Origin of the sequence: Massilia sp. BHUDP2 (genome assembly GCF_046236355.1) — a bacterium.
GTDB lineage: Bacteria > Pseudomonadota > Gammaproteobacteria > Burkholderiales > Burkholderiaceae_D > Telluria > Telluria varians.
Genome location: NZ_JBJUVW010000002.1, coordinates 31,366 through 50,926, shown reverse-complemented (window position 1 = coordinate 50,926; position 19,561 = coordinate 31,366). Strand labels below are relative to the sequence as shown.

General features: G+C 66.1%; 18 protein-coding genes. 7 read left to right on the top strand and 11 right to left on the bottom strand.

Annotation, left to right across the window (positions count from 1 at the left end):
* Nucleotides 1-468: 468 nt before the first annotated feature.
* Complete coding sequence (locus ACK6C6_RS10995; protein WP_409267354.1) at nt 469-3,459, bottom strand: hypothetical protein; 2,991 nt, start codon at nt 3,457-3,459, stop codon at nt 469-471.
* A gap of 503 nt (nt 3,460-3,962) precedes the next feature.
* Nucleotides 3,963-4,835, bottom strand: coding sequence for a protein phosphatase 2C domain-containing protein (locus ACK6C6_RS10990; protein ID WP_409267353.1), 873 nt, complete (start codon nt 4,833-4,835; stop codon nt 3,963-3,965).
* Between the two features lie 253 nt (nt 4,836-5,088).
* Here ACK6C6_RS10990 and ACK6C6_RS10985 point away from each other — a divergent pair, with 253 nt between their 5' ends.
* On the top strand, nt 5,089-5,367 hold the full coding sequence (locus ACK6C6_RS10985; protein ID WP_209586661.1) for a hypothetical protein: 279 nt from the start codon (nt 5,089-5,091) through the stop codon (nt 5,365-5,367).
* A 22-nt stretch (nt 5,368-5,389) separates the two neighbouring features.
* On the opposite strand, the gene ACK6C6_RS10980 is transcribed toward ACK6C6_RS10985, so the two are convergent.
* Nucleotides 5,390-6,550 carry a tyrosine-type recombinase/integrase gene (locus ACK6C6_RS10980; protein ID WP_209586660.1) on the bottom strand — a complete coding sequence of 387 codons (1,161 nt, stop codon included), beginning with the start codon at nt 6,548-6,550 and terminating at the stop codon, nt 5,390-5,392.
* 107 nt (nt 6,551-6,657) lie between these two features.
* Between ACK6C6_RS10980 and ACK6C6_RS10975 the strand changes: the two genes are divergently transcribed.
* Together ACK6C6_RS10975 and ACK6C6_RS10970 are read left to right on the top strand one after the other, a co-directional pair.
* A complete protein-coding gene (locus ACK6C6_RS10975) occupies nt 6,658-7,101 on the top strand; it encodes a DUF411 domain-containing protein (protein ID WP_209586659.1) in 444 nt (147 codons plus the stop codon).
* 71 nt (nt 7,102-7,172) lie between these two features.
* Nucleotides 7,173-7,514 (top strand): hypothetical protein, encoded by a 342-nt coding sequence (locus ACK6C6_RS10970; RefSeq protein ID WP_409267352.1) that lies wholly within the window; start codon nt 7,173-7,175, stop codon nt 7,512-7,514.
* Here the strand turns inward: ACK6C6_RS10970 and pnuC are convergent.
* Together pnuC and ACK6C6_RS10960 are read right to left on the bottom strand one after the other, a co-directional pair.
* Nucleotides 7,511-8,104 (bottom strand): nicotinamide riboside transporter PnuC, encoded by a 594-nt coding sequence (pnuC, locus tag ACK6C6_RS10965; protein WP_409267351.1) that lies wholly within the window; start codon nt 8,102-8,104, stop codon nt 7,511-7,513. The two genes, ACK6C6_RS10970 and pnuC, sit on opposite strands and share 4 nt — an antisense overlap.
* Nucleotides 8,105-8,197: 93 nt before the next feature.
* Nucleotides 8,198-8,698 carry a pyridoxamine 5'-phosphate oxidase family protein gene (locus ACK6C6_RS10960; protein WP_409267350.1) on the bottom strand — a complete coding sequence of 167 codons (501 nt, stop codon included), beginning with the start codon at nt 8,696-8,698 and terminating at the stop codon, nt 8,198-8,200.
* Between the two features lie 159 nt (nt 8,699-8,857).
* On the opposite strand from ACK6C6_RS10960, the gene nadB reads away from it, so the two are divergent.
* The 4 genes from nadB to ACK6C6_RS10940 all read left to right on the top strand — a co-directional run bounded on the left by nadB (nt 8,858) and on the right by ACK6C6_RS10940 (nt 13,468).
* Nucleotides 8,858-10,486 (top strand): L-aspartate oxidase, encoded by a 1,629-nt coding sequence (gene nadB / locus ACK6C6_RS10955; RefSeq protein WP_409267349.1) that lies wholly within the window; start codon nt 8,858-8,860, stop codon nt 10,484-10,486.
* Nucleotides 10,487-10,511: 25 nt separating this feature from the next.
* Entirely contained in the window at nt 10,512-11,411 is a 900-nt protein-coding gene (locus ACK6C6_RS10950; RefSeq protein WP_209586654.1) for a DMT family transporter, read from the top strand.
* 120 nt (nt 11,412-11,531) lie between these two features.
* Entirely contained in the window at nt 11,532-12,425 is an 894-nt protein-coding gene (locus ACK6C6_RS10945; protein WP_409267348.1) for an NAD-dependent protein deacetylase, read from the top strand.
* On the top strand, nt 12,422-13,468 hold the full coding sequence (locus tag ACK6C6_RS10940; protein ID WP_409267347.1) for an alpha/beta fold hydrolase: 1,047 nt from the start codon (nt 12,422-12,424) through the stop codon (nt 13,466-13,468). Before ACK6C6_RS10945 ends, ACK6C6_RS10940 begins: the two co-directional genes overlap by 4 nt.
* A 37-nt stretch (nt 13,469-13,505) precedes the next feature.
* On the opposite strand, the gene ACK6C6_RS10935 is transcribed toward ACK6C6_RS10940, so the two are convergent.
* From ACK6C6_RS10935 to ACK6C6_RS10910, 6 genes are all read right to left on the bottom strand, one after another.
* Nucleotides 13,506-13,829 (bottom strand): hypothetical protein, encoded by a 324-nt coding sequence (locus ACK6C6_RS10935; protein WP_209586652.1) that lies wholly within the window; start codon nt 13,827-13,829, stop codon nt 13,506-13,508.
* On the bottom strand, nt 13,826-14,722 hold the full coding sequence (nadC, locus tag ACK6C6_RS10930) for a carboxylating nicotinate-nucleotide diphosphorylase (RefSeq protein WP_209586651.1): 897 nt from the start codon (nt 14,720-14,722) through the stop codon (nt 13,826-13,828). The genes ACK6C6_RS10935 and nadC overlap by 4 nt, the downstream gene beginning before the upstream one ends.
* Complete coding sequence (gene nadA / locus ACK6C6_RS10925; RefSeq protein ID WP_409267346.1) at nt 14,719-15,867, bottom strand: quinolinate synthase NadA; 1,149 nt, start codon at nt 15,865-15,867, stop codon at nt 14,719-14,721. Before nadA ends, nadC begins: the two co-directional genes overlap by 4 nt.
* 16 nt (nt 15,868-15,883) lie before the next feature.
* Nucleotides 15,884-17,485, bottom strand: coding sequence for an ABC-F family ATPase (locus ACK6C6_RS10920; RefSeq protein ID WP_409267345.1), 1,602 nt, complete (start codon nt 17,483-17,485; stop codon nt 15,884-15,886).
* A gap of 149 nt (nt 17,486-17,634) precedes the next feature.
* Entirely contained in the window at nt 17,635-18,564 is a 930-nt protein-coding gene (ldcA, locus tag ACK6C6_RS10915; RefSeq protein ID WP_409267344.1) for a muramoyltetrapeptide carboxypeptidase, read from the bottom strand.
* Nucleotides 18,561-19,487: an alpha/beta fold hydrolase gene (locus ACK6C6_RS10910; protein ID WP_409267343.1), complete on the bottom strand. Its 927-nt coding sequence runs from the start codon at nt 19,485-19,487 to the stop codon at nt 18,561-18,563. Before ACK6C6_RS10910 ends, ldcA begins: the two co-directional genes overlap by 4 nt.
* Nucleotides 19,488-19,561: the final 74 nt, after the last annotated feature.

Below are 19,561 nucleotides of genomic sequence, written 5' to 3'. Positions count from 1 at the left end.
TGCTAAAGGATGAAATTTCGCGCCGGCGGCGTAGCGCCAAAGTCGTAGACTGTCTCTTCGGCTGCCAGCTTGTGCCGCTTAACTGTGCGGTTGATGACAAGCGTAGTAACCGCTAAGCTTGACGATACGCCGCCGCATTCCAGCAAACGTCTGCTTGGAAGTGAATTTGGCAGATCGCTGCAAGAAGTGCATCTGACAGTTTTACTTCCAAAGATCTGCCAAGTTTGCTTCCGAGAGCTGGATCATCAAAGGGTATTGACGAGAAGGCCTGCATTGGCGCCCAAGGACAAAAAATGCATAATCTATATTATGTTAAATTCGCTTTGTGTGCGTCGGTCGGTGTGTCCCCAAACAGCGCCGTCCACAGCCGAAAACGCTCTCGCCCACCGAAGTCCGCCACGCCCGCATCGACCAAAAAAAAGCCGCGGACTCGCGCCCGCGGCTTTCATCATACAAGCGATCTAGAACTTAGAACTTGTGGTTGTACTCGACCGTGAAGCGCGCATAACGCGGCATCTGGGTCGACAGGACGCGGCCGTAGCTGTCGAGCAGCGTCTGGGTCGAGCCGCTGTTCAGCATTTCCGAGACCGACTGCACGGTCTGGCGGTTGGCGACGTTGAACACGTCGACCTTTGCCGTCAGGCCCGGCAGGAAGGCCGGCATGTAGGCCAGGTTCAGGTCCAGGCGCGTGGTCCACGGCAGACGGCCTTCCGAGCCGCGCGGCGCCGGACGTCCGAAGCACGTCGCGTAGTACGAACCATAGCTGTGCGCGGCCGGCACGGTCGGGTCGGCGCCCAGGCAGTTCTTCGGACGGCCCGACTGCGCCAGCAGGTTGCCGCCGACCATCCACTCAGGCGTGACCTGGTAGAAGCCGAAGGCCTTCAGCTGGTGACGGCGGTCGTTCGGCAGCGGGCCGTACTTGCCGCGCATCAGCTCAGGCTTGTCCCAGCTGATGGTGTGCGACACGTCCAGCTGGCCGATGTCCGACTGGGTCTGGCCTTCGGTATTGCCTTCGTTCTTCGACCAGGTGTAGTTCACGCGGCCGTACCAGCCATTGCGGAACGGATGCTCGAGGAACAGGTCGATCGCCTTGTAGGTGCGCTTGGCGTCGTCGAAGCCCAGGTCCGCCTTGCTCAGCTTCACTTCGGTCAGGTTGGTGCCGGTGTTGGCGAAGTCGACCAGGAAGGTGTTGTCCTCGCCCGGGTTGAAGGCTGCGCAGCCGAAACCGGTCCACTTGCTGGTGTTCACGCTCGGATTGCGCGCCAGCCAAGCCTTGAACGGACGGTCGTCGCACATGTCGTCGATGGTCGAGCGCAGCGTGCGGTAGGTGGCGCGGGCGCCGAAGGTCATGTCACGCGACAGCGCGCGCTCGAAACCGAGCGTGATCTCGTCCTGGTAGGTCGGCTCCAGGCTGGTGGCGGCAACGGTATTCGGGTGCTTGTACTGGAAATACTCGTTGTTGGTCGAGAACGGCGCCGGCGCCAGCGGCACCAGGCCCTGCGGCGCGCCGGTGACCGGGTCGACACCGGTATAGGTGAAGGACTGGGTGGTGAACAGCGAACGCGATGCGCCGCGCACCGAGATGTTGGTCGGCACCTGCACGAAGTAGCGGCCGGCGGTACCGAACACCTTGAACGAGGAGTCGCCGTTCACGTCCCAGGACGCGGCGAAGCGCGGCGCGATCTGGTCCTTGATGTCCATGAACTTCTGCTTGTCGCCGTTGCGGTTCTCGAACTGCTCGTTACGGATGCCGACGGTCAGCAGCAGGTCCTTGGTAACCTGCCAGCGGTCCTCGAGGTACTGGGCCGACTGGTCCGAGTAGGCGTCGGTGATCGAGGTGAACTTGGTCTCGGTCACGTAGTAGCCCTGCAGGCCGTAACCTCCCCCGCTGGCCGGCGCCACCGTCACGTTCTGCAGCGTGATCGGGGTGGTCGGCGACTGCGCGCTGCGCGAGTAGGTCCACAGGCCGCCGCCGGCGCGGAACACACCGGCGTCTTCGGAGCTCAGCCTGTTCTCGTCGATACCTGCGCGCAGCGTGTGGTTGCCGAGACGGTACTCGATGTCCAGGCGAGCGGACTCGACCGTGTCACGGCCGCCGGTGACCGGCACGTTGCCGCTGACTGGGTTCGGGTTCGGATACGACAGGCCAGGCACGCGGGCGGCCGGCGTGGACGACACCTGGTACACATTCGGGTTGACGCCCGGATAGGTGCCGTAGGTGTTCTCGTGCTTGGTGGTCGACTTGCCGTACAGGGCCAGCACCGTCAGGTTGTCGGTGATGTTGCCGGTGTACTTGGCGATGTTGACGATGCCGCCGACCGGGGTCTCGCCCGAGAAGTTCTTGTAGTGTTCGCTGGCGCCGATGACGCCGTTGCGTGCGCCGCTGGCGTAATCGTAGCCGGACAGGTACTTGTCCTTCTTCGAGGTGTCGCCGAAGCCGGTGTACTCGAGGCGGTGGTTGTCGTTGATGTTCCAGTCGAGCTTGACCAGGTAGCGGGTGGTCTTGGTTTCCGACTCTTCCCAGCCGCGGCCGGCGGCCGAGGTACTGGTGCGCAAGCCGGTCACGGCGTTGGTGCCCGAAAAATCGGTACGCGACTGCTCCAGCGAGCCGAAGAAGAACAGCTTGTCCTGGATCAGAGGACCACCGACGTTCACGCCGACCAGCTTGCGGTCGGTTTCGTTGGTCGCGCGGCGGCGGTACAGGGTGCCGTCCGTGGCGGCGGTGTTGCTCGCGCCGAGCACCGGATAGTAGATGTCGTCCTGGCTGGCCTGCAGGTTCTTCGGATCCCACTGCACGATGCCGCCCACTTCCCAGCGGTTGGTGCCGCTCTTGGTGGTGATGTTGGCGACGCCGCCGACCGAGCGGCCGAACTCCGCACCGAAGCCGCCGGTGAGGATCTGCGCCTGGCTGATTGCGCCGTACGGCAGTTCCATGTAGCCCAGCTGGGTCAGCGGGTTGGTGACCGGGAAGCCGTTGACGTAGTACGAGTTTTCCGACACCGCGCCGCCGCCGAAGCTGTTGGCGCCGTTCGGGTAGCGGCTGTCGCCCTGGGTGGTGTTCGGCGCGATCAGGATGATCGACTCGACGTTACGCGCGATAGGCAGCTTTTCCAGCTGGCTGGCAGTAAAGATGGCGCCGTTGTTGGTATTGGTCACGTCGATCGCGCGGCGGCGGCCGACGATCTGCACCTGCTGGGTCGAGAACACGGCTTCGGCGCCCTGGCCGATCAGCACTTCGACTTCGCGGCTTTCGACCACGCTACCGTTGCGCACCAGCTGGACCGAGTAGCGGCCCGGCGGCAGCGAGGTCGCCAGGAAGCGGCCGTTGCCTTCGATCGAGACCGTACGGCGCAGCTTGGTGTCGAGGTTCTCCACCACGACGGTCGCGCCGGCCGGGCTTTCCACCGCGCCGTAGACGTTACCTGTCGTGTTCGATTGGGCCAGTACCGTCGAACTCATGCCCAGCGTCAGTGCGGTCGCTCCGAATGCGAGAGCGAGCGAACGAGCCAGTTTCGTTTTTACTGCCATGAACTTTCTCCTATCGTTTGTGAACCTGCCGCCGAGTCAGGGACAGGCTGGACTCCTCCTTCAGCCAGTTGCAGCCGGTAGGTCTGCTTGGACTAAGGAAGATTTAACGATTGTATTTAGTAAATACTTGACGGCGATGCATGTGCTTAGAAAATAGATTTTCCAATTCATGCATACCTGGAAGGACGTTTCAGGCAGCGTTCGGCAGATGGGCGGAAGATATGGGCGCGTTCGATGCTTTTCCGTACACGTTGAGCAATCGCGTTCTTATTAACTTTTTAGTCAGATATGTAAAGATGTTGTATAGCCACAACTAAACGACTTGCCGGCAGCCGAACCGGCGTACCGGCTCTGTCTTATGGCAGAGCCGCAGAAGCTGTCCGGGCCGCTCAAGCAGCCGGCAAGGCTGCAGCGCAGGCCCGGATTTCGCGTGCTCAAGCGCGCAGATGATCGCTGCGCCAGAGGATCGCCGATGCATCGTCCGCCTGTTTCACCACGGCCGGCCCCGAAGCCCGCGTCGCGGCTTCGTGCTCGCGCAATTGCGCAAGTGCGGCCGGCAAGCCGTGCTCCATGCACAGACGGAACAGGCTGTGCGGCGTGTGCAGCGCGTAGGTGTCCACCAGGCGGTAGAAGCCGTCGCTCATGACCAGGATGGCCGACCCGGCCGGCGCCTCGAACGTAGACGTGCGTGCGCCGAAGGCGCCGTTTGGCCGCAGGCACAGTGAATTGGTGTTGGCCACGGAATTCTGGAAGGCGCGCCGGGCGCGCAGCATCGGTGTCAAGCGGGCCTGCCTGGCCATGGCGTCATGGATGCCTTCGCGCCTGAGTTTTTCGATCTCGGTGCGCAGGATGGCTTCCTGCGGATTGACGAAGGGATCCAGGTCCAGCACCTCACCGTCAGGCCGGCGCAGCAGGATCTTGCAGTCGCCCAGGCAGAACAGCTCCAGCCGGTGGCCGTCGCCGTGTTCGTGCGCGCGCACCCAGCTCAGCGCCGCGATCGGCCAGGCGTACAGCGGCACCTCCTTGCCGGCGCAGCGTGCAAGGAACTCCCTATGGACCTCTTCGACGGCGGCGTGCGCGGCCTCGCTTTGACCGAGCCCGGCATCGATGGCCGGACCGAGGGCCGCCGCGAACCGGGTGACGAACCACACCACGTCGCCTTCGCCCGGCGCGACGTAGTCGCGGTCGGCGACCGAGGTGCCGCCGTCGATGACGACCAGTTCGGTCCTTGCGGGTGACCGAAAGCTGCCGGCCCAGTCCTCGTTGTGGTCCGGCTTTGCGCCGTCGGAGATTGAATCGATGTGCATGAACATGGTGTGAAACTGCTTGATGAGTGGCCGCTCGAACCGAACTCGACATTATATATGCTAATGTCGAGTGAGATGTGGCATGAATATTCCTAAATCGTGGTCCGCATGGAATGGTTTTGCTATGCATCAAGCCGCCTGCAGTCTGCAGGGGCTGGTCCGGCCCGCGCACGACTGGCGAGCGTCCGTTTGCACCCCTGCCCCACGTGGGTAAGAATGCAGTTATGCGAACTGATCACTCGAAAGGACGAGCATGGGCATCACCGTGAAGAATACGACGCCGGATACGACCAAGGTCACCCTGGTCGGCGAAATGATGGACGGGAGCTTCGACGCCAAGGTCATGGCGGAGACCGATGTGCCCTACACCAAGTACTGGGACAACGAGCTCGAGCAGCGCATCGTCTACCTGCACCCCGACCCGGAGCAACTGAAGGCGATCGTCGCCGCCCTGAACGAGGGTCGTCTTTCGCTCGACGCCTTGCAGGATTTCGGCAGCTCCGCCGGCGGGGAATCCGAATTGCCGATCTGAGGCCGCCCTCCCCGGCTGCGGCTCAGGGAACCAGCTTGGCGCCCGAACCGATGATCTCGTCGTGGCGTTCGTGGTCGCGCTTGTGCAGGTAGGCGGCGGTGGTCGCGATGTTGGCATGGCCGGCCGTGTCCTGCAGCGTCTTGAGCTGCACGCCGCTGTTGGCATGGTTGGTCAGCATGCTGTGGCGCAGCCAGTGGGTGGAGGCCTGGCGCAGCGCGGCCGCGCTGTCGGCGTCGCCCTGCGCCAGGGCGCGGTCGGCGGCTGCCGCGAACACGGCTTTCAGTGCTTCGGAGGCCGCTTCGTCGGTAATGCGCACCGCTTCCTCCCTGCGGCTGGACAGCACCAGCGGCGTGCGGTCGGCGCGGCTCGCCTGCGGCAGCAGGCCGAAGGCCTGGCGGTAGTCGCGGTAGGCGGCCAGCATCGCCGGCGGCACCGGCAGGCGGCGCGGCTTGGCGCCCTTCCCCATCACGTCCAGCCACCAGCGCCCGTCGCCCTCGCTGTAGATGGCCCCCATGTGGGCGCCGACGATCTCGTTCAGGCGCGCGCCGGTCTGGGCAAACGCGACCAGCAGGAAACGGTCGCGCTCGCGCTGGCGCAGGCTGGCCGGCGTATCGGCCACGCGCGCCGCGACGGCGTCCAGCGCATGCGCGATCGCCTGCGGCGTCAGGTAGCGGGTGATGCGGCTGCCGTGGGCGGCGCGCACGTTGCGCACCAGCCGGGCCGGATTGCGCCGCAGGTAGCCGGTCTGCTCGGCATAGCCCAGCAGGCCTTTCACTGCGATCATGGCCTGACGGCGGCTGGCATCCGACAGCGGGCCGGAGAACGGCCGGTAGCGCGGATCGTTGCGCGGCCACTTGGTGGTGGAGATCCATTCCGGCGGTGGGTTGCGGATGAATTCCTTGTAGGCGTTCAGGTCCGCCACCGTCAGCTGCCCGAAGGTCTTGCGCGCCTCTTCGCGGCACCAGGTGAGGAAGCGGTACAGTTCCTTCTGGGTGTTGGCGATGGATTTCGGGCTCAGCTCTCCCTGGCCGATGTATTCGCGCGCCAGTTCGGCATCGCTGCGCGCATCGGTCACCGGCTCGTCCCCGACTCCGCGGAACACGGCGCCACGCGCGCTGGCCGCCAGCCGCAGGGGCGAATCTTCGGGAAGCGGGTCGAGGTCGATCGGGAGGAAGCTGGGCATGTTGAAACGATACTGTGTTTTTATACAGTATAGCATCCGGCGGCCGGGCCACCAAGCGTGCGGCTGAGGCATAATGCGGGTTTGTTCCCCTCGATCCTGGAGTGACCATGTTCCTGCGTTTCATTCGCCAAGCCGGCGCCGCCACCCTCCTCGCCCTGCCGCTCGCCGCCAGTGCCGCGCAGCCCGTGATCGAGGTATACAAGACCGAGTACTGCGGCTGCTGCAAGGAGTGGATCAAGCACCTCGAAGCGAACGGCTTCCAGGTCAAGGCCCAGAACGTGGCCAATCCGTCCGACTACCGCGAGAAGTTCGGCATCCCGGCCGAATACGGCTCCTGCCACACCGGTCGCGTGGGCGGCTATGCGGTGGAGGGCCACGTGCCGGCGGCCGACATCAAGCGCATGCTGGCGGAAAAGCCCAAGGCGCGCGGCCTCGCGGTGCCGGGTATGCCGATGGGTTCACCCGGCATGGAAGGCTCGCGCAAGGATCCCTACGAGGTGCTGCTGGTGAAGGATGGTGGCAAGACCAGCGTCTACAAGCGCTACGAGTAGTCCACGCCAAGCCTGCGCCGGGCCATGGGCGGCGCAGGCATAATGGGTTTCCAGCATTGAGGGAGCCCGATATGACTACCCAGCATCCGCAGAACGACCCGTCGACGACACTCGGCGTCGGCGGCACCACCAGCGGGCAGCAAGGCGCGACGCCCAGCCACGAGACCCAGCAGGAAACCGGCGGCAGCGGCGGCGACGGCCTGACCCGCAACCAGTCCGGCGAGACCACCAATGCGCCGAGCGGCGCCCCGGCCGCAAGCGGGCAGGTCGAGGCCGAAGGCAGCGCCATGACCAATATCGGGCGCGGTCCGCAGGACACCCGTCCGAGCCAGGCCAGCCCCACTGGCACCGGCCTCGGCACGCCGGAAACCGGCGGCAACCAGAGCGAGGCCGACCTGCCGCCCGCGCGCTAGGCCGTTTCCCGCGCCGGCACCATCGCCGCCGCCGCATCGCGCGCGGCGAGCTTGCGCCACCAGATCCAGGACACGATCGCGTTGACCCAGAAGCCGGCGTACAGCAGCGCCGTCAGGTGCAGTCCCCGGCTGGCGTAGAGCGGCACGGCGATGCTGTTCACCAGCAGCCAGACCGGCCAGTTCTCGATGCGCCGTCCCATCATGAGGAGCTGGGCGATCACGCTGAACACCAGCACGGCGGAATCGACGAAAGGCGCGTAGGCGTTCGTGTAATGGTGCAGCAGCGCGCCATAGGCGGCTGTGGCGGCGACACCCACCGGCAGCATCCACAGCAGCGTGCGGACGCCCGCATGCGTCACCGGCAGTGGCGACCCTTGTCGACCGCGCAGCCAGCGCCACCAGCCGAGCAGGCTGGTCCCCACAAAAAACACCTGCAGCACGACGTCGGCGTACAGCCTGTGCCGTGCGAACAGGACCCCGAACAGCGTGCAGCCGATGATCCCGGTCCACCAGGTATGCACGCTGTTGCGCCCGGCGAGCACGATCGCCAGCGCGGTAAAGGCATTCGCCCCGATCTCGAGCGGGCTCAATGCGCCGCCCCGTACCGCAAGTCTCGCCCCATGGATGGCTCCCCAAGAAATGATGAGCACTGTAAGCGAGCCGGCCGGGGTCGGCAAGGGACCTTACATGCGGATGGTCCCGTGGTCGGCGTCGACGTCCGGCGTGGTGCCGGTCACGGCCGCCTTGGCCATGGCGAACATGCGCACCATCTTGCTGTCGTTCGCATCCCAGTATTCGGCGGCGTGCGGCAGCACCCGCACCAGCACGACGTGCTCGTCCTCCGGACCGGCCGGGAACCAGGCCTGCACCATGGGGTTCCACAACGCGTGGATCCGGGCGCGCTCGACCACGCGCTCAGCGTGGCCGCTGACCGAGACCCAGGTGCTGTTGTCGGGATCGGCGAAGCTGACGTTCACCTCCGGCTCGTGGGCGATGTTGTCCCACAGCTCGGTCGTGGTGCGGGTGTAGAACCACAGGGCGCCGTCGCCGTCGACCTGCTGGTTGGTCATCGGCTGGCTGACCAGGTGGCCGTTCTGGTCACGGGTCGTGAACATGGCGAAGCGCATCGAGCCGATCTTCTCGGACAGCGCGGCCGCGTGCGCCTGGGCGTGTTGAGCTGACATGGCAATCCTTTCATTAGGTGGAATAGCGATCCTAGCGCCGCTTCAAGGGCCCATCCGTGCGTCCGCGTACAGTGTCCCGCCCTTGACCCACCGGCCCCTCCCTGACGCGAGCTGGCCAAATCGACTATAGTGATGCCTCTGTACAAACCTGACATCACCATGAAATTTGACGTCGCTATTGTCGGCAGCGGTCTGGCCGGCCTGTCGGTGGCCCTGCACCTGGCGCAAACGCGCAAGGTTGCGATCATCTCCAAACGCGCCCTCCTCGACGGCGCCAGCAACTGGGCCCAGGGCGGCATCGCCGCGGTGCTCGATTCCAGCGACAGCCACGACCAGCACATCGCCGATACCCTGATCGCAGGCGCCGGCCTGTGCGAGGAAGCCGCGACCCGCTACATCGTCGAGAACGGCCGCGCGGCGATCGAATGGCTGATCGAGCAAGGCGTGCCCTTCACCCGCGACGAATCGGCGGAACTCGGTTTCCACCTGACCCGCGAGGGCGGCCACAGCCAGCGCCGTATCATCCACGCGGCCGACGCCACCGGCCATGCGGTGCAGGTGACGCTGGAGCAGAAAGTGCGCGCGCATCCGAACATCGCCTTGTTCGAGCACCACTGCGCGATCGACGTCATCACCTCGGACAAGCTGACCGGCAAGGGCGTGCACGGGGGCGCCCCGCACCTGGTGGGCCAGCCGCGCTGCTACGGCCTGTACGTGCAGGACGAGCAAAGCGGCGAGGTGCTCGCCTTCGAAGCCGAGCACACGGTGCTGGCCACCGGCGGCGCCGGCAAGGTCTACCTGTATACGACGAATCCCGACACCGCCACCGGCGACGGCATCGCCATGGCCTGGCGCGCCGGCTGCCGGGTGTCGAACATGGAATTCATCCAGTTCCACCCGACCTGCCTGTACCACCCGTATGCCAAATCCTTCCTGATCACGGAAGCGATCCGCGGCGAAGGCGGCCTGCTCAAGCTGCCGCCCGAAGCCGGCGTTGCGGCCGGGACGCGCTTCATGCCGGCCCACGACGAGCGCGGCGAGCTGGCCCCGCGCGACGTGGTGGCGCGCGCGATCGACTTCGAAATGAAAAAGCGCGGCCTTGACTACGTCCACCTCGACATCAGCCACCAGGACCCGGAGTTCCTGAAGGAGCACTTCCCGACCATTTACGCGCGCTGCCTGGAGCTGGGCATCGACATCACCAAGGAGCCGATCCCGGTGGTGCCGGCGGTGCACTTCACCTGCGGCGGCATCGTCACCGACCTGGCTGGGCGCACCGACATCCCCGGCCTGTACGCGGTCGGCGAGACCGCCTGCACCGGCCTGCACGGCGCGAATCGCCTGGCCAGCAACTCGCTGCTGGAGTGCGTGGTGGTCGGACGCGCCTGCGCGCACCAGATCGCGGCCGCGCCGAAGATCGAGAACCCGGTGCTGCCGCCCTGGGACGAGTCGCGCGTGACCAATGCCGACGAAGAGGTGGTGATCGCCCACAACTGGGACGAGCTGCGCCGCTTCATGTGGAACTACGTCGGCATCGTGCGCACCACCAAGCGCCTCGAGCGCGCCCAGCACCGCATCAAGCTGCTCAAGGAAGAGATCGACGAGTACTACCGCAACTTCCGCATCACGCACGACCTGCTGGAGTTGCGCAACCTGGTCGAGGTGGCGTCGCTGATCGTCAACAGCGCACTCTCGCGCCACGAAAGCCGCGGCCTGCATTATTCGCGCGACTTCCCGGATACCCTGCCGAAGGCCCTGCCGAGCGTGCTGACGCCGGAACGCCGCTGATTTCCCGGCCGGCCACGGATTTCCCATGTCCCGCCCCGCCCTCACGCCTTCCACCATCCTGCTCCTGACCGTGCCCCCGGTGCTGTGGGCGGGTAATGCCATCGTCGGCCGCCTGGTGCGCGACGCGGTGCCGCCGATGACGCTCAACCTGATCCGCTGGACGATCGCGCTGGCGGTGCTGGTGCCGCTCGGGCGGGCGGCGCTCAGGCACGGCAGCGGCGTGCTGGCCAACTGGCGCCGCTACGCCATGCTCGGCCTGCTGGGCGTGGGCCTGTACAACTCGCTGCAATACCTAGCCCTGCAGAGTTCCACGCCGATCAACGTGACCCTGGTGGCGTCCGGCGTGCCGGTCTGGATGCTGCTGGTCGGCCGGCTGTTCTACGGCGTGCCGGTCAAGCGCAAGCAGATCGTCGGTGCGATCCTGTCGATCGCGGGCGTGCTGGTGGTGCTGTGCCGCGGCGATATCCACGGCCTGCTGCAGCTGCGCCTGGTGATCGGTGACGTGTACATGATCCTGGCCACCATCGCCTGGTCTTTCTACAGCTGGATGCTGATGCAGCAGAAGGACGTGCCCGGCCTGCGTGCCGACTGGGCGGCGTTTCTTCTCGCCCAGGTCGCCTACGGCGTGCTGTGGTCGGCGGCCCTGGCCGGCGGCGAATGGGCGCTGCGCGACGTCGCCATCGGCTGGAGCTGGCCGCTGGCAGCCGCCCTGCTGTACGTGGCGATCGGCCCGGCGATCCTGGCGATGCGCTGCTGGGGTGCGGGCGTGCAGCGTGCCGGTCCGAGCATCGGCGCCTTCTTCATCAACCTGACGCCGCTGTTCACGGCCCTGCTGTCCTCGGCCTTTCTCGGCGAGCCGCCGCACCTCTACCACGTGCTGGCCTTCGGCATGATCGTGGGCGGCATCGCGGTCTCGGCACGCTAGGCTGCGCCTTGCGAAAACGGGATGGCGCATCCATCTCGGCTTCATTGTTTAGCCAGGGTATCGTGTTTCTGTCCGCGCAAGCCGGATGCTACGATCCCAGCCAATGGAGGATCACGCAACATGGCAGCAGTTTTACCCGTTCAAGACCAGGCTGAGGCGCTGGCGGAATTCCTGGAACGGTATCCGCGCGCGCTGGTGCTGACCGGCGCCGGCCTGTCCACCGCCTCGGGCATTCCCGATTACCGCGACCGCGACGGCACCCGCCGCGGCCGCCAGCCGATCCAGGGGCCGGAATTCCGGCGTTCGGTCGACATCCAGCGCCGCTACTGGGCGCGCAGCATGGTCGGCTGGCCGATCATGTCGAAAGCCCGGCCGAACGAGGGACACCGCGCGCTGTCGCGCCTGGAAAAGCACGGCAGCTTCGGCTACCTGTTGACGCAGAACGTCGACGGCCTGCACCAGCAGGCCGGCAGCCACGCCGTGCTCGAATTGCACGGCAACGTGCACACCGTCGTGTGCATGCTTTGCAAGGCGCAGTTCCCGCGCGCCTTCGTGCAGACCCTGCTGAACGAGGCCAATCCCGAGCTGGCGAACGTGCTCGCCACGCCGCTGCCGGACGGCGACGCCGCGATCGAGCCGGACGCCCTCGAGGACTTCCACTTGCCCTTCTGTCTCCATTGCGGCGGCGCGCTGGCGCCGGATGTCGTATTCTTCGGCGACGGCATCCCGCCACCGCGTACCGCCTGCGCCCTTGCGCAGATGGAGGCGGCCGACGCCTTGCTGGTGGTCGGTTCGTCGCTGATGGTGTATTCGGGTTTCCGCTTCTGCCGCATGGCGCAGGAGAGCGGCAAGCCGATCGCGGCGGTGAACCTGGGGCGTACCCGGGCGGACCACCTGATCGCACTCAAAATAGAAGAGTCGGCCGAGCGGCTGTTGCCGCGCGTCGCCGGCCTGCTCCACGCGGAGGAGCCGGAGGAGTCACATTCACTACTCGACCACAGGGGGATTTTGTGACCAAGAGCTACCGCACGACAACAACGAGCAGCACGGGTTCCAGCGGCCCGCGCACGGGCGCCATCCTGGCCGCCATCGGCCTGGCCGCCTCCTTCTTTTATGTCCGCGCCAAGACCAGGCAGGCCGAGCGCGACAATCCACCGCAGGGCAAGTTCGTCGCGGTCGACGGAGTGCGCCTGCATTACGTGGAACGCGGTTCCGGGCCTGTCCTCGTGCTGCTGCACGGGAACGGTGTCTATTCGAAAGATTTCGAAACGAGCGGCCTGCTCCAGCGGGCAGCCGAGCATTACCGCGTGATCGCCTTCGACCGGCCCGGTTTCGGCTACAGCGACCGTCCGCGCAGCACGCTATGGACTCCGGACAAGCAGGCGGCCCTGCTGCACCGCGCGCTCGAGCAGATCGGCGTGGAATCGGCCATCGTGCTCGGCCACTCCTGGGGCACGATGGTGGCGCTGGCGATGGGCTTGCAGCAGCCCGACTTCGTGCGCGGGCTGGTGCTGCTGTCGGGTTACTACTACCCGAGCATACGCCTGGACGTGGCCACGCTGACCCAGCCGGCCATACCGGTCATCGGCGACGTCTTGCGCTATACGGTGTTGCCGCTGGTCGCGCGGGCAATGTGGCCCGGCATGGCCAAGCGCACCTTCTCGCCCAGGCCGGTCGACCGGCGCTTCGATGCCTTCCCGGTCTGGATGGCCCTGCGGCCGAAGCAGCTGCGCGCCGCCGCGGCCGAGACCGCGGTCATGATCCCTGCGGCGGCCTCGTTGTCGAAGCGCTATGCCGAGTTGAAGGTGCCGTCGGTCATCGTGGCCGGCACCCAGGACAAGATCGTCGATGCGGGTCACAATTCCGAGCGCCTGAGCGAGCGCCTGGCCCTGAGCCGGCTCGAGCTGGAGCCTGGCGTGGGGCACATGACGCACTATGCGGACCTTGACAAGGTGATGGCGGCGATCGACACGATCGCAACCCAGGTGGGCGAAGCGCTGCATCTGCGCTCGCCCGAGGCGGAAGCCCTGGCGCGGGCGAGCGAGAGTGGCGTGTAAGGCAGAATGATGGGATCGGACGCGCAGCGTCCGTCCATCAACCCTTGAGCACGTACTTGATGATGATGCCGGCCATGAGCGCGGCGAAGATCACCAGCGACAGGCCGCCGTGCAGCGCCGGCGAGCCGATCGATACCTGCGAGGTACGCGGGTCCATCTCCATGCGCACGGCCTTGCCGAACATGACCGGCCGCAGGAAGCCACGCACGCCCACCAGCACCATGCCGATGCCGAAGCACAGGTCGGCGGTGCTATTGTTGGCCAGGCCATTGGACAGTGTCGGCAAGCCCAGCACCAGGCCGAAGACCAGCCACAGGATGCGCGCACCGGTCGAGATGCGCAGACGGCTCCAGTCCATCATGCCGCCACCTCCTTGATCGCGCCGACGATCCGCAGCGAATAGTCGGTCGCGCGCACGTCCTTGGTCAGGCTGCCGACCGAGATGCGGTCGACGCCGGTTTCGGCGATCGCCCGTACCGTGTCCATGTTGATGCCGCCGGAGGCTTCCAGCAGCGCACGGCCGGCGTTCACCCGCACCGCTTCCCGCATCATGTCGAGGTCGAAGTTGTCCAGCAGGACAGACTTGACGCCGGCCGCCAGCGCTTCTTCCAGCTGGGCGATGGTCTCGACCTCGATCTGCACCGGTGCGCCCGAGTTCAGCGCCTCGGCCGCCTGCAGGGCGCGGGTCACGCCGCCCGCCGCAGCGATGTGGTTTTCCTTGATCAGGATGCCGTCGTACAGCGCCATGCGCTGGTTCTGGCCGCCGCCGACACGCACCGCATATTTTTGCGCCAGGCGCAGGCCCGGCAGGGTCTTGCGGGTGTCGAGGATGGCCGCCTTGGTGCCGGCAATCGCGTCGACATACTTGCGGGTCGCGCTCGCCACGCCCGAGAGCAGCTGCATGAAGTTCAGCGCCGCACGCTCGGCGGTGAGCAGCGAACGCGGGCAGCCTTCGATGGTGCAGACGGTCGAGTCCTTGGCCATCATGTCGCCTTCGGCATACTGCCAGGCGATCTCGATGTCCTGGTCGACGGCCAGCATCACGCCCTCGAACCAGGGCGCGCCGCACAGCACGGCCGCTTCGCGCACGATCACGCGCGCCTGCACGCGCGGCTCGCTCGGGACCAGCATGCCGGTCAGGTCGCCGGTGCCGACGTCTTCCAGCAGCGCCGCCAGGATGTTGGCTTCAAAGCTGGACTGCAGCTTCTCGTCGAACTGGGCATCAAGAATATAAGGATTACGCAGGGTCGTCATGCGGGGCCGACTCCGTTGAACAGTTTCGTGTTCTGCTCGAGCGCACCGCTCGGCAGGGCCTGTGCCTTCTTGGCGGCGGCGAAATCGAGCATGCGGTCGATCGCGCGCTTGGCCTGACGGCCGATCTCCGGGTCGACGTGCACTTCGTTGGCGCCGGATTCCAGCGCTTCCGCCAGGTTCTTCAGGCCGTTCATGGCCATCCACGGGCAGTGGGCGCAGCTCTTGCAGGTGGCGCTGTTGCCGGCGGTGGGCGCTTCGATGAAGTACTTGCCGGGGGCCGCGGCGCGCATCTTGTGCAGGATGCCGTTGTCGGTGGCGACGATGAAGGTGCTCGCCGGCAGGTTCACCGCGGCGTTGATCAGCTGGGTGGTCGAGCCGACCACGTCGGCCTGGGCTACCACCGAGGCGGGCGACTCCGGGTGCACCAGCACTTTCGCGTCCGGGTGTTCAAGCTTGAGCAGATCGAGCTCGACGCCCTTGAACTCGTCGTGCACCAGGCAGGAGCCCTGCCACAGCAGCATGTCGGCGCCGGTCTGCTTCTGGATATACGAGCCCAGGTGGCGGTCGGGCGCCCACAGGATCTTCTTGCCCTGCTCGTGCAGGTGCTTGACGATGTCCAGGCCGATCGACGAGGTTACCATCCAGTCGGCGCGCGCCTTCACGGCGGCGCTGGTGTTGGCGTATACCACCACGGTGCGGTCCGGATGCTGGTCGCAGAAGGCCGCGAACTCGTCGGCCGGGCAGCCCAGGTCGAGCGAACAGGTCGCGTCCAGGTCCGGCATCAGGATGGTCTTTTCCGGGCTCAGGATCTTGGCCGACTCGCCCATGAAGCGCACGCCGGCCACGACCAGGGTCTGGGCCGGGTGGTCACGCCCGAAGCGCGCCATTTCGAGCGAATCCGAGACGCAGCCGCCGGTTTCCTCGGCCAGGTCCTGCAGCTCGGCGTCCACGTAGTAGTGGGCCACCAGCACGGCATTGCGTTCCTTCAGCAGGCGCTTGATGCGTTCCTTCAGCTCCGCCTTTTCGGCGGCGCTCGGCACGGCGGGCACGCGCGCCCAGGCCTCGGCCGTCGCCGGGTTGATGCTGCAGGCCTCGCCGACCTGCGGCCGGTCGTATTCGTAGGTCTTGATCGGTGCGGTGATCATGCGGTCGGGTCTCCTATCAGGCGATGCCCTGGCTCGTCAGGTACTCTTCGTAGTTGCCGCGGAAGTCGATGATCTCGTTCTCGCGGATCTCGAGGATGCGGGTGGCCAGCGAGGACACGAACTCGCGGTCATGCGAAACGAAGATCATGGTGCCGGCATACTTGTCGAGGGCGATGTTGAGCGACTCGATCGACTCCATGTCCATGTGGTTGGTCGGTTCGTCCAGCAGCAGCACGTTGTGGCGGCCCAGCATCAGCTTGCCGTACATCATGCGGCCCTTCTCGCCGCCGGACAGCACCTTGACCGACTTCTTGACTTCGTCTCCGCCGAACAGCAGGCGGCCCAGGATCGAGCGCACGGCCTGGTCGTCGTCGCCTTCCTTGGTCCACTGACCCATCCAGTCGGTGAGGTTCTCGCCGCCGGCGAATTCCTCGGTCGGATCCTGCGGCATGTAGCCGACGTCGGCGTTCTCGGCCCATTTCACGCGGCCGTTGTCGGCGTCCAGGCCGGTGATCTCGGCGCCGCCGATGCAGCGCAGCAGCGTGGTCTTGCCGGCGCCGTTGGCGCCGATGATCGCGATGCGCTCGCCTGCCTCGACCATGATCGAGAAGTTCTTGAACAGCTGGCGGTCGTAGGCTTTCGACAGGCCTTCGGTCTCCACCGCCAGGCGGTGCAGCTTCTTCTCGCCTTCGAAGCGCACGAACGGATAGGCGCGCGAGGACGGCTTGAATTCCTCGATCTTGATCTTGTCGATCATCTTGGCGCGCGAGGTCGCCTGGCGCGCCTTGGACTTGTTGGCCGAGAAGCGGCGCACGAAGTCCTGCAGTTCGGCGACCTTTTCCTTCGCCTTCGCATTATTCGCCAGCTGCTGGTTGCGTGCCTGGGTCGAAGCCAGCATGTAGTCGTCGTAGTTGCCCGGGTAGATCTTCAGGGTGCCGTAGTCCATGTCGGCCACGTGGGTGCAGACCTGGTTCAGGAAGTGGCGATCGTGCGAAATGATGATCATCGTCGAGTTGCGCTGGTTGAGGATGTCTTCCAGCCAGCGGATCGTGTTGATGTCCAGGTTGTTGGTCGGTTCGTCCAGCAGCAGGATGTCCGGATTCGAGAACAGGGCCTGGGCCAGCAGCACGCGCAGCTTCCAGCCCGGCGCCACGGCGCTCATCGGACCCTGGTGCAGGTCGCTGGCGATGTCCAGGCCGAGCAGCAGCTCGCCGGCGCGCGCTTCGGCCGAGTAGCCGTCGTACTCGGCGACCTTGCCTTCGAGCTCGGCGGCTTTCATGTAGTCTTCGTCGGTCGCTTCCGGGTTCGCGTAGATCGCGTCGCGCTCGGAGATGGCGTTCCACAGTTCGGTGTGGCCCATCATGACGACGTCCAGCACGCGCACGTCTTCGTAGGCGAACTGGTCCTGGCGGAGTTTACCGAGGCGCTCACCCGGGTCGAGGCTGACGTTGCCGGCCGAGGGCTCCAGGTCGCCGCCGAGGATCTTCATGAACGTCGACTTGCCGCAACCGTTCGCACCGATCAGGCCGTAACGGTTGCCTTCGCCGAACTTGACGGAGATGTTCTCGAACAGCGGCTTGGCGCCGAATTGCATCGTGATATTGGCAGTGGATAGCACTAGGAAACCTTTAGAAGCGGAGTTAGCAACGGTGTTGCCGGATAACCCGCGATTCTACCATCGCGGGGCCTGGAGGGCGAATCGCTGCGGCCGACATGGCAAAACGGCGCACCCGCGTGCGCCGTCGAGGACAAGTACGCGCGGACGGATCAGCCGCAGTGGCCGGCCTGGCGTAGCGTCGGATAATCCGACAGGGACAGTGTGAAGCCGTCGTCGCGCGACACCAGGCGCCCCTGGGCGCCGAAAGGAATCGTCACCCGGCGCGGAATGTGTCCGAAGCTCAGGCCCTGGATGAGCGGAACCGGCAGCGTGGCGCGCAGGTGGGCCAACATGGTGTCGAAATCGTAGCCGTTGTCGTTCGGCGCCAGCTTGTAGCCGGAAAAGTCGCCCAGCACCACCGCGCGCTGGCGTTCCAGTACGCCGGCCTGGTGCAGCTGGAGCAGCATGCGCTCGACCCGGTAAGGGTGTTCGCCGATATCTTCCAGATACAGGATGCCGCCGTCGATGCGCGGGAAATACGGGGTGCCCAGCAGCGAGACGATCATCGCCAGGTTGCCGCCCCACACCGTGCCCGCTTCCTCGATGCAGGGGTTCCCAGTCGCGCATTCGCTGATGGTGTGGGTCGGCCCCTCCAGGCACTGCCAGAAGTCGTCAAGCGTGAACTGCACCGGTTCGCGGGCGCCGAAGTCGCCCGCGATCATCGGGCCGGCGTAGCTGAGCGCCCCGGTGCGCGCCATCAGGCCCATGTGGATGGCCGTGACGTCGGAAAAGCCGACCACCAGCTTGCCGCTGGCGGCGATCGCCTCGAAATCGATGTGCGGCAGCAGGCGGGTGGTGCCGTAGCCGCCGCGCAGGGCCATGATGATCTGCACCTCCGGGTCGGCGATCGCGGCGGCGAGCTGGTCCAGGCGGCCCTGGTCGGTGCCGCCGAAGCGTTCGTGGATGCCGGCGTGGTCGTAATAGTTATGGACGAGGCAGCCCTGCTGCTCGAGGCGGGCGATGCCGCGGTCGACCGCGCACGGGTCGAGCGCCTGGCCGGCCGGGGCCACGATGGCGATGCCGATTTGTTGGGTGATCACTGTTTGACGAAGAGCCGAGGTGTTGAGTCTGGCAACATCTTACCCCTGGCGTGGGCATCGATCAAGGCAAGGAGCCGCTCGACCAGCTGCGGCGGGAGGTCGTGGCCCATGCCCTGGATGACTTCGAGGCGGGCGCCGGGGATGCGGCTGGCCGTGTCTTCGCCGCAGGCGAGCGGCACCAGCGGGTCGTTGGCGCCATGGATCACGAGCGTGGGCGCGGTGATCGTGCGCAGGAGCGCGCAGCGGTCGCCCGAGGCCGCGATCGCCATCATCTGGCGCGCTACGCCGCCGGGGCAATAGCTGCGGCGCACCGAGCGGGCGACGCGCTTGCGCAAGGCCTTGTCCGGGGTCGGGTAGGACGGGCTGCCGATGGCGCGCATGACACTGACGCCGTGGTCGACGATGCTCTCGATGTCGCCGGGGTCGGCCGGACGCCGGGCCAGCAGGCTGCTGATCTTTTTCTCGGGGCCGGGCAAGCCGCGGCGGCAGCTGCTCGACATGATCGAGGTCAGGCTCAGGATGCGCTGCGGGTAACGCGCCGCCAGGATCTGGGCAATCATGCCGCCCATCGAGATCCCGACCACGTGGGCGCGCGCCACGCCGAGGGCCGACAGCACCCCGATCGCATCTTCGGCCATGTCTTCCAGGCGGTAGGGGGCGTGCAACGGCCAGCCGAGCCTGGCCTTGATCGAGGCCAGCATCAGGTTAGGGACGCCGGCCTGCTCGAACTTGGTGGACAGGCCGCAATCGCGGTTGTCGAAGCGGATCACGTAGAAGCCGAGCTCGACCAAGCCTTCGACGAATTCGTCGGGCCAGGCGGTCAGCTGCATGCCGAGCCCATGCACCAGCAGCAGCGGTGGGGCCTTGGGGTCGCCTGCGGTGTCGAAGGCGATGCGGATTCCGTTGGCGTTCAGCGTGGGCATGGCGGCATGCCGGCGCCGCGCAAGGCGGCATCGGCTCTTCAAGCGACAGGGTTGGCTCGCCGCATGGAGGAAAA